16 protein-coding genes and 1 pseudogene are annotated in these 13,820 nt (G+C 56.9%); 10 read left to right on the top strand and 7 right to left on the bottom strand.

Annotated elements, in window-relative coordinates:
- The first annotated feature begins 115 nt into the window (after nt 1-115).
- Both AC1ME2_RS06085 and AC1ME2_RS06080 read left to right on the top strand, forming a co-directional pair.
- Nucleotides 116-1,732, top strand: coding sequence for a GMC family oxidoreductase (locus AC1ME2_RS06085; RefSeq protein ID WP_480439895.1), 1,617 nt, complete (start codon nt 116-118; stop codon nt 1,730-1,732).
- 247 nt (nt 1,733-1,979) lie between these two features.
- Nucleotides 1,980-2,135, top strand: a pseudogene (locus AC1ME2_RS06080) (PDC sensor domain-containing protein); the annotation flags it as partial.
- A gap of 11 nt (nt 2,136-2,146) precedes the next feature.
- Here the strand turns inward: AC1ME2_RS06080 and AC1ME2_RS06075 are convergent.
- Nucleotides 2,147-2,488, bottom strand: coding sequence for an FKBP-type peptidyl-prolyl cis-trans isomerase (locus AC1ME2_RS06075; protein ID WP_480442020.1), 342 nt, complete (start codon nt 2,486-2,488; stop codon nt 2,147-2,149).
- A 459-nt stretch (nt 2,489-2,947) separates the two neighbouring features.
- Here AC1ME2_RS06075 and AC1ME2_RS06070 point away from each other — a divergent pair, with 459 nt between their 5' ends.
- The 5 genes from AC1ME2_RS06070 to AC1ME2_RS06050 all read left to right on the top strand — a co-directional run bounded on the left by AC1ME2_RS06070 (nt 2,948) and on the right by AC1ME2_RS06050 (nt 7,962).
- Nucleotides 2,948-4,597 carry a phosphoethanolamine transferase gene (locus AC1ME2_RS06070; RefSeq protein ID WP_480439894.1) on the top strand — a complete coding sequence of 550 codons (1,650 nt, stop codon included), beginning with the start codon at nt 2,948-2,950 and terminating at the stop codon, nt 4,595-4,597.
- A gap of 73 nt (nt 4,598-4,670) precedes the next feature.
- Entirely contained in the window at nt 4,671-5,363 is a 693-nt protein-coding gene (locus AC1ME2_RS06065) for a class I SAM-dependent methyltransferase (RefSeq protein ID WP_480439893.1), read from the top strand.
- A 129-nt stretch (nt 5,364-5,492) separates the two neighbouring features.
- Nucleotides 5,493-6,626: a ribonuclease D gene (gene rnd / locus AC1ME2_RS06060; RefSeq protein WP_480439892.1), complete on the top strand. Its 1,134-nt coding sequence runs from the start codon at nt 5,493-5,495 to the stop codon at nt 6,624-6,626.
- Nucleotides 6,623-6,916 (top strand): YcgL domain-containing protein, encoded by a 294-nt coding sequence (locus AC1ME2_RS06055; RefSeq protein WP_480439891.1) that lies wholly within the window; start codon nt 6,623-6,625, stop codon nt 6,914-6,916. The genes rnd and AC1ME2_RS06055 overlap by 4 nt, the downstream gene beginning before the upstream one ends.
- Nucleotides 6,917-7,029: 113 nt before the next feature.
- A complete protein-coding gene (locus tag AC1ME2_RS06050) occupies nt 7,030-7,962 on the top strand; it encodes a D-2-hydroxyacid dehydrogenase (protein WP_480439890.1) in 933 nt (310 codons plus the stop codon).
- A gap of 132 nt (nt 7,963-8,094) precedes the next feature.
- Here AC1ME2_RS06050 and AC1ME2_RS06045 read toward each other — a convergent pair whose 3' ends face one another.
- Entirely contained in the window at nt 8,095-8,688 is a 594-nt protein-coding gene (locus AC1ME2_RS06045; protein WP_480439889.1) for a nitroreductase family protein, read from the bottom strand.
- Nucleotides 8,689-8,926: 238 nt separating this feature from the next.
- On the opposite strand from AC1ME2_RS06045, the gene AC1ME2_RS06040 reads away from it, so the two are divergent.
- A complete protein-coding gene (locus tag AC1ME2_RS06040; RefSeq protein WP_480439888.1) occupies nt 8,927-9,376 on the top strand; it encodes a YcgN family cysteine cluster protein in 450 nt (149 codons plus the stop codon).
- Nucleotides 9,377-9,408: 32 nt separating this feature from the next.
- A complete protein-coding gene (locus tag AC1ME2_RS06035; protein WP_480439887.1) occupies nt 9,409-10,665 on the top strand; it encodes a hypothetical protein in 1,257 nt (418 codons plus the stop codon).
- Nucleotides 10,666-10,757: 92 nt separating this feature from the next.
- Here AC1ME2_RS06035 and AC1ME2_RS06030 read toward each other — a convergent pair whose 3' ends face one another.
- The 4 genes from AC1ME2_RS06030 to AC1ME2_RS06015 all read right to left on the bottom strand — a co-directional run bounded on the left by AC1ME2_RS06030 (nt 10,758) and on the right by AC1ME2_RS06015 (nt 12,910).
- The gene (locus tag AC1ME2_RS06030; protein ID WP_480439886.1) at nt 10,758-11,135 is read right to left on the bottom strand and encodes a YgaP family membrane protein; all 378 of its coding nucleotides are present in this window, start codon (nt 11,133-11,135) and stop codon (nt 10,758-10,760) included.
- A gap of 99 nt (nt 11,136-11,234) precedes the next feature.
- Nucleotides 11,235-11,702, bottom strand: coding sequence for an RNA methyltransferase (locus tag AC1ME2_RS06025; protein ID WP_219064228.1), 468 nt, complete (start codon nt 11,700-11,702; stop codon nt 11,235-11,237).
- A gap of 88 nt (nt 11,703-11,790) precedes the next feature.
- Nucleotides 11,791-12,165 carry a YajD family HNH nuclease gene (locus AC1ME2_RS06020; RefSeq protein ID WP_480439885.1) on the bottom strand — a complete coding sequence of 125 codons (375 nt, stop codon included), beginning with the start codon at nt 12,163-12,165 and terminating at the stop codon, nt 11,791-11,793.
- A 58-nt stretch (nt 12,166-12,223) separates the two neighbouring features.
- Nucleotides 12,224-12,910 (bottom strand): spermidine synthase, encoded by a 687-nt coding sequence (locus AC1ME2_RS06015; RefSeq protein ID WP_480439884.1) that lies wholly within the window; start codon nt 12,908-12,910, stop codon nt 12,224-12,226.
- A 96-nt stretch (nt 12,911-13,006) separates the two neighbouring features.
- Here AC1ME2_RS06015 and AC1ME2_RS06010 point away from each other — a divergent pair, with 96 nt between their 5' ends.
- Nucleotides 13,007-13,324 carry a hypothetical protein gene (locus AC1ME2_RS06010; RefSeq protein ID WP_480439883.1) on the top strand — a complete coding sequence of 106 codons (318 nt, stop codon included), beginning with the start codon at nt 13,007-13,009 and terminating at the stop codon, nt 13,322-13,324.
- Nucleotides 13,325-13,327: 3 nt separating this feature from the next.
- On the opposite strand, the gene AC1ME2_RS06005 is transcribed toward AC1ME2_RS06010, so the two are convergent.
- Nucleotides 13,328-13,801 (bottom strand): cyclic nucleotide-binding domain-containing protein, encoded by a 474-nt coding sequence (locus AC1ME2_RS06005; RefSeq protein ID WP_480439882.1) that lies wholly within the window; start codon nt 13,799-13,801, stop codon nt 13,328-13,330.
- Between the last annotated feature and the right edge of the window lie 19 nt (nt 13,802-13,820).

Genomic DNA, 13,820 nt, shown 5'->3' with positions numbered 1-13,820 from the left:
GCCTAAAAACCGTTGATAAAGGCCGCTGCAAGGCAACTTGCAGCGGCCTTTCGTTTTCTTGGAGAAAGCATAGGATGGCCCGGGACAACAAAATAAAAAGACCAGCGAGGGCTGCATGCAAGCGACGAGTGAGCTGTATGACTATGTGATTGTCGGTGCCGGACCTGCGGGCTGTTTGCTGGCCAATCGGCTTTCGCAAAACCCTGCGCACCGTGTGCTGTTGCTCGAAGCCGGCGGCCTGGACAACTACCCCTGGATCCATATTCCGGTGGGCTACCTTTACTGCATCGGCAACCCACGTACTGACTGGTGTTTCAAAACCGAAGCCGAGCCTGGGCTCAATGGGCGTTCGCTTAATTACCCCCGGGGCAAAGTGCTGGGCGGCAGCTCCTCCATCAACGGCATGATTTATATGCGCGGTCAGGCCCGTGATTACGATGACTGGGCCGCTCAAGGCAATGTGGGTTGGGGCTGGAAAGAGGTATTACCCTTATTTAAGCGCTCAGAAAATCACTACGGCGGCGACTCAGCCATGCACGGCGCGGGGGGTGAATGGCGGGTGGAGCAGCAACGGCTGTCGTGGGGCATTCTCGACGCCTTTCGCCAGGCAGCGGCGCAAACGGGCATCGCGTCCATCGACGACTTCAATGGCGGCGACAATGAGGGTTGCAGTTACTTCCAGGTCAATCAACGGCGAGGGGTGCGCTGGAATGCGTCTAAAGCATTTTTGCGGCCTATCGCACAGCGTAAAAATCTGACAATCCTCACCGGTGTGGAGGCGTCACGTATCGAGTTTGAAAATGGCCGCGCGAGTGCCGTCGTTGCGCGTGTCCAACAGCGCGAACAACACCTGCGCGCTCGGCGGGAGATCATCCTGTGTTGCGGGGCCATCGGTTCGCCGACGCTGTTGCAGCGCTCCGGTATCGGCCCGCGACCCCTGCTTGAGAAACTCGGCATCGGCGTACGCCATGAGTTGCCAGGTGTAGGAAGCAATCTGCAGGATCACCTGCAACTGCGGTTGATCTATCAGATCAGTAACGGCCAGACACTCAACCAGATGGTCAGCAGCCTTTGGGGCAAGATGAACATGGGGTTGCGTTACGCGATCAATCGCAGCGGTCCGTTGGCCATGGCGCCAAGCCAATTGGGCGCCTTCGCCCGCTCGGACCCCGTACAGCACTCGGCCAATCTTGAATATCACGTGCAACCGTTGTCGTTGGAACGCTTCGGTGAGCCGCTGCACACCTTTGCGGCATTCACGGCTTCGGTCTGCAATTTGCGTCCGCAGAGCCGTGGCACGGTTGAGATTCGCTCTGCCCGCGTGGATGAGGCACCCTCGATTCGCCCCAACTATTTGAGCAATGAAGCCGACCTCAAGGTGGCGGCCGATGCGATACGCCTGACCCGACGGATTGTCGCCGCCCCGGCATTGGCGAGCTTTCAGCCGGTGGAGTATCTGCCCGGTGCGAGCCTGCAAAGCGAGGAGCAACTACGCCAGGCCGCCAGTAGCATCGGCACGACGATTTTCCATCCTGTCGGTACCTGCAAGATGGGGCAGGGCAGTGATGCGGTTGTCGATGAGCGTCTGCGGGTGCGGGGTATCGCCGGCTTGCGGGTAGTGGATGCGTCGATCATGCCGACAATTGTGTCGGGCAATACCTGCTCGCCAACCCTGATGATCGCCGAGAAGGCCGCCGAGATGATTATTGCCGATGCAAATGCCTATGCCTGAGGCGGGAAACACGTAGAACTTTTGTAGGATATTCAGCCCCGTATGGGGGCCTGGTCGAGGTCAATCGTGAAGACTGGTCGTTCGGCAACGGTGAGATGCAATACGACCCCAAATAAAGGCGTCAGCCGCCCAGTGGGTTTTCTTGACGCATACCGGTGTGCAGGTCAGCGAAAACATTTTTGCCGACCAGCGCGTTCAAAGTAAAAGCTGCAAGGGCAGCAACTGGTCATAGCGCTCCTGGTTCAGAGCAGTTGCCGAGCGTATGAGCAGCTATATCACCCCGGTCTACCGCTCCTCAGCGACCGACGCATTCTGTTTTACCATCTCAGTGCCGATATTCGCAGCCGATGGTCAGCTCCTGCGGGTGCTGGCTGCGGATGTCAGGCTGTCAGCGATGGTCTGAGCGCCACCTCATCAATCGTCCCGTGTCAGCACTTCCAGCAACTCGATATCGAAGATCAGGTTTGAGTTCGGCTTGATGTGTGTGCCTACCTGTCTTTCGCCATAAGCGAGGTGGGCCGGCACAAAGAGTTTGCGTTTGCCGCCCACTTTCATGCCCATTAGTCCTTGATCCCAGCCTTTGATCACGCGTCCGGTTCCAATGACGCACTGGAAAGGCTTGCCGCGATCATAGGAGGAGTCGAACGTGGTTCCGTCCTCCAGAAAGCCGTTGTACTGGGTGGTGATCAAGGCGCCTTTGACTGCGGCCTTGCCGTCGCCGAGTTGAATGTCTACCACCTGCAATTCACTGCCCATCATTGACCCTCGTTTATTCGGCGAATATTGAAACACGATCAGCGTCTGTTCAGGAGGCGTGATCGCGTTGATGCGGTGGATCTGGGGGTGAGTCTTACGCCAAAACGCTGATCCGTGCCTGAATGACGTGCCCTGGTCTTTAGTCCGTGAGCCGCAGGCGGTGTCAAAAAAGCCGTCAAGCGTGCTGAATATCAACCGTTCGCGGGGTCGGTAGGCGAGCAAGATTTGCGCTGGAATCAACAGCTGAACTAGCGGCCTGGTTCAGCCGATAGGCATAGCGGACAAGGGTTCTGGCCTCCTGAGGTTTGTTTTTCCATGGGAAAATAAACCCTGTCAGATCTTTTATTCGCATCCTTTTCACAAAAAATTGATGCTGCGTTGATTAAGATTTGCTACGTCGGAGGACGTTTCAGAATAGACCTGTTTCGGCGTTTTTTTAATTTTATTAAGCAGGCAGTCATGCTGAACGTAAAAGCTATACGCCCAGAGCTTGTCACCTTGCTTGCCAGCTGTTTTTTGCTGTTCGGGTTCAACGTCGCGCTGTGGCAACACCTTTTCGCAATCACAGACTCCGACTGGAAAGGCATCGCCATGCGGGTTGCCTTCGGCGTCATGGTATTTTGCATTTTTAATATTGTCTTGACCTTACTGGCATTCAATCGTGTCTTGAAACCGGTACTGACCTTGTTGTTTTTGATCAGTGCAGGCGTCGCTTATTTCATGAGTCAATATGGCGTCATTATTGATGCCGGAATGTTCCGGAATTTTGCCGAGACCAATGCGACCGAAGTGCGTGATTTACTCTCGTTGAAGATGGGCCTGTACATCCTGTTGCTGGGTATTTTGCCGTCCTGGCTGCTCTGGAAAACCCCGGTAAATTACCGTCGCTGGCACCATGAGATAATCAGCAAAACGCTGGTCAGTGCTGTCTGTGCCAGCCTTATTGGTGTGGTCGCGCTGTCGAACTACCAAGGCCTCTCATCATTGTTTCGCAATCACCATGAGCTGCGTTTGATGGTGGTGCCGAGCAACTATATTGGCGCGTCAGTAGGTTACATGCGCGAACAGGTCGTGTCGGCACAACAGCCGTTTCTGGCAATTGGCGAAGACGCCAAACGATCATCTGGCTGGGACTCGCATACACGAAAATCATTGACGGTGTTAGTCGTTGGCGAAAGCGCACGGGCCGAGAATTTCGGGATCCTGGGCTACGCTCGTAATACCACGCCACAGCTCAGTAAAGAGTCGGGCGTGATCGCGTTCAGCGATGTGCATTCCTGTGGCACACAAACGGCCGTGTCTGTTCCCTGCATGTTTTCCAACATGGGGCGCAAAGACTACAGCGCCAGCAAGGCCAAGAATGAAGAGGGCATGCTCGACGTGCTCAAGCATGCCGGGCTGAATGTGATCTGGCGTGATAACCAGTCGGGCTGCAAGGGCACGTGCGACCGTGTCACCGTTCAGGACATGAGCCTCCTCAAGGACCCCGTGCTGTGCGCCAATAGCGAATGCCGCGACGAGATCTTGTTGAAGGGCCTGCAGGGTTTCATTGATAACCTGAATCAGGACACTGTCATGGTGCTGCATCAAATGGGCAGCCACGGTCCTGAGTATTACAAGCGCTACCCCAAGGAATTTGAAAAGTTCACCCCAGTGTGTCGAAGCAATGCCCTGAATAATTGCAGCAAGGACAGCATCGTCAACGGTTATGACAATACCTTGCTGTACACCGACCATGTACTGGCCAGTTTAATCGATATTTTGCGCAGTAATCAGGGTAAGGTCGATACCGCCATGCTGTACTTGTCCGATCATGGCGAGTCGTTGGGGGAGTACAATTTGTTCCTGCATGGCACGCCTTACATGCTGGCGCCGGACCAGCAGAAACATGTGCCGATGGTGGCCTGGTTTTCTGACACCTATCAGCAAGCATTTTCGCTCAATACTCACTGCTTACAGCAGGAACGAAATGCACCCTTGAGCCAAGATAACTTATTTCACTCGATGATCGGTTTGTTGCAGGTCAACAGCAGCGTCTACAACCCCAGCCTGGATATGTTCGCCGGCTGTCGTGGAGTCAAAAGCGATGGTGTGTTGGTCAAGCAGTAGCGTTGAGGTTTATACCCAGGGTTTTGGCTTTTAGCCGTTTATCTGCTGATCATCTAAAAAGAGTCTGCTGGCCATGTCCGCGCAACCACCCTCACCGATTGATCATGATATTTCCAGGCAGTGCGAGCAGAAACACGCTCAGCGCTCTCTGGAAAAGCACTCTCTTGGGCTTTCAGGACGACTGGGCCACTGGCGTGACGAGCAGTTGGCTCGACGTGCCTTGAAGGTGGCTGGCGACCCGGGGTTGGTCCTGGCCTTGCCCAGCGGCGCGGGCCATTTTTGGCCGGTGCTGACCGAACATGCCAACCGGGTGGTCCTTGCGGCGGACGACTCATCGGAGATGCTTGCCATCGCCAAGGCCAACTTTTCCGTTGAAAAGCTCAAGCGGATCAAGACCTTCCAGGCTTCGCCGTTCTCCATCGATCTGTCGGCCAATGCTGTCGACTGCATTTTCTGCATGCGTCTTTTCCATCACGTCGCAGAGGGTGATCGTCGTTCGGCTATCCTGCGCGAGTTCCATCGAGTGACCCGCGACACCGTCATCGTATCTCTGTGGGTGGATGGCAATATCAAAGCCTGGCGTCGCAAACGCCTGGAACGCTACCGTGCGAGCGCTGAACCGACGGCTGCAAGGATGAATCGCTTTGTGGTGGGCAAGGCCGCCATAGAAGCCGAGTTCGAGCAGGCCGGTTTCCAGATCATCGGCCATCATGATTTTTTGCCCGGCTATGCGATGTGGCGGGTCTACGTGTTGCGTAAATCATAAGCTTTAATCCGATAGTCGGTCGGGTTCCTCCCGGTGGATCGCACGAAGTTGTTCAAGACTTGCAGCGCGGATGCGCGGTAATCGGTGAGGGCGATATATACTGCGCGCCATTCTTCAAGGGAGAGCCGTGTGGCCATCGATATTCACTGGATTCGCGACGACGCCAGCCTCGCCCAACATTGCGCCGAGTGGCAGTCATTGCCCTTTGTCGCCCTCGACACCGAATTCATGCGGGTCGACACTTTTTACCCGATTGCCGCGCTGTTGCAGATCGGTGATGGTGCGCGTGCCTACCTGATCGATCCGTTGCTGATCAACGACTGGCGACCCCTGTGCGCGCTGCTCGAAAACCCTGCGGTGATAAAAGTGGTTCACGCCTGCAGTGAAGACCTGGAGGTATTGCTGCGCTTGACCGGCAGCCTGCCTGCGCCACTGTTCGACACGCAGTTGGCTGCCGCGTACTTGAACCTCGGGTTTTCCATGGGGTACTCGCGCCTGGTTCAGGAAGTGCTGGGGATCGACCTGCCTAAGGGCGAAACCCGTTCCGACTGGTTGCAGCGTCCGTTGTCCGAGACTCAGATCAGTTATGCCGCAGAAGATGCGGTGCATTTGGCCGAGGTCTACAGCGTTCTGCAGCCCAAGCTGTCTGAAGATAAGCACGCCTGGTTGCTTGATGACGGTGCCGAGCTGGTCGCCAATCTGCGCCGCGAAACCGATCCCGACGAGCTTTACCGTGAAGCCAAACTGGCGTGGAAATTGTCCCGCGCCCAGTTGGCGGTGCTGCGCGAGCTGTGTGCCTGGCGCGAGCGCGAGGCGCGGGCCCGTAACTTGCCGCGTAACCGGGTTGTCCGCGAACATTCACTCTGGCCTTTGGCCAAAACCCAGCCGGACAACCTTGCCGCGTTGGCGAAAATTGAAGATATTCATCCCAAAACCGTGCGTCAGGACGGAGAGTTTCTGATCGATCTGATCAAGAAGTCCGCCAGCCTGCCTCCAGAGCAGTGGCCACAAGCGTTGCCCGAGCCATTGCCTATCGAAGCCGCCGCGGTCCTGAAGACGTTGCGCGTTATCGGCCAGCAACAAGCGGAACGGCTGAACATGGCCCCTGAACTGATGCTGCGCAAAAAGACCCTCGAAGCGCTGCTGAAAAGCGGCTATCCCAATGGTCCCTATCAATTGCCTGATTCGCTGCGTGGCTGGCGCCGCGAACTGATGGGCCAAGCGCTGCTCGACAGCCTTGCCTCTGCTGGAGAACAGCCTTGAAACGTATTTGCTCCATTTATAAAAGCCCGCGTAAAAACGAGATGTACTTGTACGTGCTCAAAAGCGATGCGCTCAAAAAGGTGCCAGCAGACTTGCTGATCGCTTTCGGGCCACCGACCCATACCTTCGATCTGGTGCTTAGCCCGGAGCGCAAGTTGTCCCGCGAGGACATTAATCAGGTGCTTGAGAATCTCGACAAGCAGGGCTATCACCTGCAAATGCCGCCGGCAGAAGACGAGTACATCGAGCATCTGCCCGAAGAGCTGCTGCGCCGCAACGATCCTCTGTAAAGGGCGCTTGCCCGATACGTTGGCGTAACGGACTGCTTCTTGAGCGCGACTGACATCGATGGGGGCCGGCCCCCATTGATAGACGCATGTTTTGTTTTTAAAGGTTTTGAGCCATGCGCGTTCTGATTGCTGAGCACGATTACCCCCTTTACACCCAATTGCTGGGTCAGCTTGCACCCGATGTGCAGGTCATGAGTACCGGTGATTCGGCCGAGCTGTCCCGAATGGCTGCAGACTGCCCGGTCTGGCTGGGTCAGCCGGATCTGTTGGCCACTCTGTTACGCCAGGGGCATACCCCGCAGTGGCTGCAATCGACCTGGGCCGGGGTCACCCCGTTACTGGCTGAAGGTCTGCCCCGTGAATACCGACTGACTCGTGCCGTGGGTATCTTCGGTCAGGTCATGGCGGAGTTTGTGCTGACCTACATGCTGGGCCATGAGCGTGAAGTACTGGCGCGGCTGGTCAGCCAGGTCGAACGCAAATGGGACAACCGACGGGGTCAGAGCCTGGCCGGGCGCAAGGCGTTGATTGTCGGTGCCGGTGATATCGGCTTGAGCGTCGCGCAGTTTCTGCTGCCGTTCGGCGTTGAGCTGTATGGCATTGCCTCGTCACCGCGCACTCAGGCGCCGTTCGTCGAAGTGGGCGTTCTGGCGGATCTGGATCGTCTGGTCGGCGAAGTAGATTACGTCATCAATCTGCTGCCCAATACCCCGGAAACCCATGATCTGTACGATGCGAAACTGTTCGCTAAATTCAAGCCTACCGGCGTGTTCATCAACGTCGGGCGTGGTGTGGCGGTGGTTGATGCGGATCTGGTCGAAGCGCTGAAGGAAGGGCACTTGGCGGGCGCAGTGATCGATGTCTGCCGTCAGGAACCCTTGCCGCAACGTCATCCCTTCTGGACAGCGTGGGGTTTGCTGTTGACCGGGCACAGTTCGGCCCCTACTTCGCCAGTAGCGATGGTCCAGTTGTTTGTCGATAACTTGCGGGCGTTTCAGGCGGGAGAGGCGTTACGCGGAGAAGTGGACTTTTCGCGGGGTTATTGAAGCCCTGCGAAATTCTGTGGGAGCGAATTTATTCGCGAAGAGGTCGGCACATTCAACATCATCGTTGTCTGGCACAACGCCTTCGCGAATGAATTCGCTCCCACACAGCCTGCACAAGTATCTGCAATCGGCTTACAAACTGAAATCGCCTTCGGCTGCCAGCTCTGACAGCGGGCGGCGTGGGCTTGGGGTTTCCTTGGCTTGCAGGTATTCAGCCAGGGTTGCTTTGTCGCCGAGCTTGCCAATGGCAACCGCTGCGTGCAGGTCATAGCCTTCTGGGATCTTCAGTTCTTTACGGGTCAGTTCCTGATCGAAACCGGCCATGCCATGGGTGTGCCAGCCGCTCAGGCTTGCTTGCAGGGCGAGATGGCCCCAGGCCGACCCGGTGTCGAAGGTGTGCCACAGGGCCGGGGTTTCTTCGGTGGCGCCGGGGGCTGTGAAGGTGGTTTTCGAGATCACGATCACCAGCGCCGATGCGTGCTGCGCCCAACCGCGGTTGAATTCATTGAGCAGGCCGAGGAAGCGTTCCCAGTTCGGCGTGTCGCGGCGAGCGTACAGAAAGCGCCAAGGCTGCGAGTTATAGGCCGACGGCGCCCAGCGTGCGGCTTCAAAAAAGCTCAGCAGGGTTTCCTCGGTAATGGCCTCTGCGGTGAAGGCGCGTGGCGACCAGCGATCAGTGAATTGCGGGTCGATCGGGTAATCGGCGATGCGGGGGTTAATGCTCATGAATATCCTGACCAAATGACAAAAGGTAGACAGTTCAGCAGGGCGCTCATCAGGCCTTGCCGGGTGCGCCGAGATGGGCCGTGGGCGGCAGGCATCGTCGAAATCGGGCTGATAAAGCTACGTTGCCGGCCGACATCTGACAAGTCTGGCCTTACCGACAGTCGCCAATGCTTGGCCCGCGCCTCTCGTGCCACTAGACTGGCGGCCTTTCATTCTTTGATGCTGATTGCCCAAACCCATGGCCGCTAAAGTCGAACCTTTCTGGATACGCAAAACCCTCTATCAACTCGATCAGGACGAGTGGGAGTCGCTGTGCGATGGCTGCGGTCTGTGCTGTCTGCAAAAACTCGAAGATGAAGACGACAACAGCGTTTATTACACGCGCATCGCCTGCAAGCTGCTGGACCTGAAAACTTGCCAATGCACCGATTACAGCAATCGCCGCGCGACAGTGCCGGACTGTATTCAATTGACGCCAGGCCAGGCCGATGAATTCAAATGGCTGCCACCTACCTGCGGCTACCGCTTGGTCAGCGAAGGCAAGGATCTACCGCTCTGGCACCATTTGGTGTGCGGTGATCGCGACGCGGTCCACCATGAGCGCATCTCTCAGTCCGGGCGCATGCTCAGTGAGAACAGCGTGCCTGAAGACGACTGGGAAGAGCATCTGATTTTTCGGGCGGGCTAAAGTCGTCATGTTCTACAAGGAGTCGTAAGCCTGTGCGTTCCCCACTGCCATTGTCCTTGCTGCTGTTACTGATATGTACGCCGTTGCTGGCGGCGAAAAAAGTCGATCTGGATTACCACGTAAAACTGTTGCCACAGAGCGATCAGGCCGAAGTCCGCCTGACCCTGGCGAAGGGGTCGGCGGTGCGCAGTTTCGATTTCGATCTGGGTAACAACAACGGCTACAGCAATTTCAAGGCTGATGGCGAGTGGCAGATCACTGCAGGGCAAGCGGTGGGAAGTCAGCGCGGGATTTGGCGACCGGCCAGCGGCAAGGCAAGCCTGACCTATCGTGTGCGTATCAGCCATGCACACGCGCCTGCAAATGTAGCCTCAAACAAGGCCGCGAGTTTCGACACGCGGATGACCCCGAATTGGGCGTTGATGCGCGGTGAGGATCTGGTGCCTCCAGCCCGACTGGATCAGCAGGACGGTACCGAATTGGTCTCGCGTCTTGAGTTCGAACTGCCAAACGGCTGGAGCAGTGTCGAAACCGCTTGGCCGCGTATTGGCAAAAATCGCTTTCGAATAAATAATATCTCGCGCCTGTTCGATCGTCCGAAAGGCTGGATGTTGGCCGGTACGCTTGGCAGCCGTCGTACCCGCTTGGGCGAAACCGATGTCACCGTGACAGCCCCGCAAGGCCAGGGCATGCGCCGGATGGACGTGTTGACCCTGCTGACGTTCGTTTGGCCGCAGCTGCAACAGGTGTTTCCGCGTAACCCACCCAAGTTACTGGTGGTGGGGGCGGCTGACCCGATGTGGCGCGGCGCGGTGGCGGCCAATAATTCGATTTACCTCAATAGCGCTCGGCCGTTGATCAGCGAAGCCGGCACCAGCCCGTTGGTGCGCGAATTGGTCCATGTGTTCAGCCGGATCAATGGCAATCATCACAGCGACTGGATCAGCGATGGGCTGGCCGAGTATTACGCCATCGAGTTGGTGCGCCGTGCGGGTGGCATGAGTGAAGAGCGCTATCAAAACGTGCAGGCAAACCTGACCAAGGTCAGTGGCAAGGTGACGACGTTGCGTGGGGTGGGGATCAATGCTGCGACTGTCGCTCGGGCCGTGTTGTTATTGCAGGACCTGGACCGTGAAATCCGCCAGCAGACCGGCAACAAAAAGTCGCTCGATGACATCAGTCAGGGCTTGATGCGCCTGGACACCGTGAGCACTAAAGAATTTATCCAGCTCAGTGAAAGCGTGATCGGCGGCCCGTCGAAGGTGTTGGCAAGCGGGTTGTTGCGGTAGGTCTCTTCGCGAATGTCAGGCGCCCCCACAAAGAAGGCTGTGGGAGCTAATTCATTCGCGATAGCGCCATGTCAGGCGCCGCAAGGTTTGAATCAAACCCCTGCTTTCGAGCTCTTCAACGAATCATTGCCAGTCACCGTCGCCGTTTCGGTGGCGACTTCTGCATTGGTTTTCAATGCGCTCAGCTCCGCGCCGACGCGTTCGATGCGTGAACGGGCCTTGTTCATATTGCTGCGGCTCTGTTCGATCACGCTTTTAGCCCCGCAGTGCCCGGTGATCCCGCGTGCCAGCACCGCACCGCCAATGGCCAACTGGATCAGACCCAAAAAGCCGCCACGGCGCAGACCTTTGCCCATCATCAGTACGCCGCCTGCCAAAGAGGCTGCGCGCTCCCAGCCGTGTACGTTTTGCTGGGGATGAGTCTGGAAAGGGGTAGAGTCAATGCGTTCAACGGCTGGGATGTCGCTCATGATCGTTCTCCATGATGAGATGAGGTGAGTTCAGTAAAGCTGACTGCCCCCGCACAAAACTGTTCAATCGGGATCGTCATCATCGGTCGCCGTGGAATTTCAGAACTTGGGACCGGACCGGGTGTTGTTGCCTTTGGCCATGCGGTCGTACAGCACGACATTGACGGTCGCTGCCAGGTTCATGCAGCCCGTGGTGGGGATGTACACAACGTCTTCGCACCAGTCACGGATGCTTTTATCCAGCGTGCCGTCTTCAGGGCCGAAGATGTAGATAGCGCGATCCGGGTGGGTGTATTCAGGCAGCGAGCGGGCGCCCTCGACCAGCTCCACGGCGACCGGGACGCAGCCTAGAGGAAGAATCTTCTTCAGGTCGTCGATGCCGATCAGTGGAATGTCTTGATGGACTTTTTTGGTGTCAGTGATGAAATCACGGGCGCGCTCGTAACGTTTGCCGGTGTAGAACACCGACGCCACGCCATAGCAACCAGCCGCACGCATCACCGAACCGACGTTTTCCGGGGATTTAGGGTTATACAAACCAATGCAGCTGTACCGTTTATTCGCCACGTGCCGGTGCTCTTGAAGGAAAGGCAGCGATTATACGGCATAGATGATCGTTCCCACGCAGAGGGTGGGCGCGATCATCATTTACCGGCTACTCGTCTTTCTTCATCAACCCCGCCAAGGCGGCAAAAGGGTTGTGGGTCGCTTTGGCAATTTTCGGGCTGCTGGTCGAGCCTTCAGCGAAGTACTGCTGATCGGTGTACCGAGAGTGTTCATTGTCGTGGCAGTACAGGCACAGCAGCTCCCAGTTGGAGCCATCCTGCGGGTTGTTGTCGTGGTTGTGATCGCGGTGGTGCACGGTCAATTCGCTCAAGCGCTTGCCTGCGAACTCACGGGCACAGCGGCCGCAGACATGGGGGTACATTTTTAACGCTTTGTCGCGGTAACCCATCTCACGGTCGCGCTGGTTGTCGGCCAGAATGCGGTCCAGCTTGGCGGTGTGGGAGGGTGGGGTGGCCGAACTCATGGGTTTCACCTGTTTTACTGATCGGTAATGAATGCAAGTTTAGCGCTTTGCTGCGCGATCAGCCTTTGAGTTTTTCCGCGATCCAGATGGTATGCCGGGTGCCCTTGTTGCCGTGGGCGAACACCTGAACCTCTTCTGCCTTGAAACCGGCTTTGCGCAGCTTGTCGGAAAACTTCTGATCGGCGCCGGCGGACCACACGGCCAGGATGCCTTTGGGGCGCAGCGCCTGGGCGCAGGCGCTGAGACCGCCAGACGAATAGAGCCAGCTGTTGGACTTCTGCGTCAACCCTTCAGGGCCGTTATCGACGTCAAGCATGATCGCGTCGAAGCCTTGGGGCTCGCTCTTGAGCACCTGAGCGACATCCTGAACGACAATTTTAGCCCGGGGATCGAGCAATGGATTGCCCGACTTCTCTCCCAACGGGCCGCGATTCCACTCGACCACGCCAGGCACCAACTCGGCGACCACGACCTCAGCGTTTTTACCCAGGTGCTTGAGCGCAGAGGCCAGGGTGAAGCCCATGCCCAATCCGCCAATCAACACGCGTGGAAGCACACGATGGGTGACTTTTTTACAGGGGATTTCGGCAAGCGCGTCTTCGGACCCGTGCATGCGTGTGTTCATCAACTGGCCGCCATCGCCGCCCTGAATTTTGATCACGAAATCTTCGCCATACTCGAACAGGCACAAGGCACCGCCGTTATCGGGAATCGGAGTGGTGTCGAGCAGAACGAAACGTTTCATTGAGAACTCATTGAAAGGTAGCTTTTGAGAGGGCAACTTTGTCGCGCAAGGAGTAGCCTGAGCCGGACAAAAATTGCTTGGCATCGGAGGCCATTGATGAAGCGCTCTATTCTAACGGCGATTGTCCTGGCAGCGCTCTCGGTAACTGCCGTTTATGCAGACAATCTGCAACCTGTTCCCACGACACCGACCCCCGGTTCGCCCGGTACAGCAACGCCGACGCCTTATCCGCAGGTGATGCCGCCCAGCACCCCTCGCGCGAGTGGGGGCGAAGGCAATGCGCCGCTGCTGCCAAAAATCGAAATGCCGCGTCCGCCCAAAGACCAATCGGTACCGGACATTGAGCAAGACGACAGTAAAGACAGTCAACAAGACGACTCGTCGCAAAAAGACACCACGCAAAAGGATCTGTAGCGATCAGACCTGCTGCGAGAGCAACTGCCCATCGACCATGCGCAATCGTTTAGATAACGCGACGGCAATAGCGCGAATGATTTTTGCGGCAATCTTTGGCGCGTCGTTGAGCATTTTATCCAGCGAGTCCTTGCCCAGATTCAGTAAGCAACAAGGGGTGGCTGCGAGGCAACTGGCTGAGCGGCGTTCACCGTCAAGCACCGCCATTTCGCCGAATGCGCGGCCTTTGCGCAGGTTGGCGATTTCGATGGGTTGCTCGTCGCTGTTGAGCTTGCGCACCGAGACCGTGCCGGAATGGATGATGCACATGAAGCTGCCGGCATCGCCTTCCTTGAATATTTCTTGACCTTGCTCGGTGGTGCTAATGCTGAAATAGCCCGCTGCCGCCTGAAAGTCGGCAGGCAGCAAGGTATTGAACAGACCGCAGTCCATCAACATGTCGCGGATTTCATTGTTCAGGGCGGTGGGTTCTGACATGGCTCGACAGTCTTGTTTT

This window comes from Pseudomonas sp. ASL9, from assembly GCF_056680335.1.
The sequence above is the reverse complement of the archived record's forward strand: the minus strand, read 5'-3'. Positions and strand labels throughout refer to the sequence as shown.

Coding starts and splice junctions, on each gene's coding strand:
- AC1ME2_RS06085 (WP_480439895.1), top strand. CDS start 116: ATGCAAGCGACGAGTGAGCTGTATGACTATGTGATTGTCGGTGCCGGA.
- AC1ME2_RS06075 (WP_480442020.1), bottom strand. CDS start 2,488: ATGGGCAGTGAATTGCAGGTGGTAGACATTCAACTCGGCGACGGCAAG.
- AC1ME2_RS06070 (WP_480439894.1), top strand. CDS start 2,948: ATGCTGAACGTAAAAGCTATACGCCCAGAGCTTGTCACCTTGCTTGCC.
- AC1ME2_RS06065 (WP_480439893.1), top strand. CDS start 4,671: ATGTCCGCGCAACCACCCTCACCGATTGATCATGATATTTCCAGGCAG.
- AC1ME2_RS06050 (WP_480439890.1), top strand. CDS start 7,030: ATGCGCGTTCTGATTGCTGAGCACGATTACCCCCTTTACACCCAATTG.
- AC1ME2_RS06045 (WP_480439889.1), bottom strand. CDS start 8,688: ATGAGCATTAACCCCCGCATCGCCGATTACCCGATCGACCCGCAATTC.
- AC1ME2_RS06040 (WP_480439888.1), top strand. CDS start 8,927: ATGGCCGCTAAAGTCGAACCTTTCTGGATACGCAAAACCCTCTATCAA.
- AC1ME2_RS06030 (WP_480439886.1), bottom strand. CDS start 11,135: ATGAGCGACATCCCAGCCGTTGAACGCATTGACTCTACCCCTTTCCAG.
- AC1ME2_RS06020 (WP_480439885.1), bottom strand. CDS start 12,165: ATGAGTTCGGCCACCCCACCCTCCCACACCGCCAAGCTGGACCGCATT.
- AC1ME2_RS06015 (WP_480439884.1), bottom strand. CDS start 12,910: ATGAAACGTTTCGTTCTGCTCGACACCACTCCGATTCCCGATAACGGC.
- AC1ME2_RS06010 (WP_480439883.1), top strand. CDS start 13,007: ATGAAGCGCTCTATTCTAACGGCGATTGTCCTGGCAGCGCTCTCGGTA.
- AC1ME2_RS06005 (WP_480439882.1), bottom strand. CDS start 13,801: ATGTCAGAACCCACCGCCCTGAACAATGAAATCCGCGACATGTTGATG.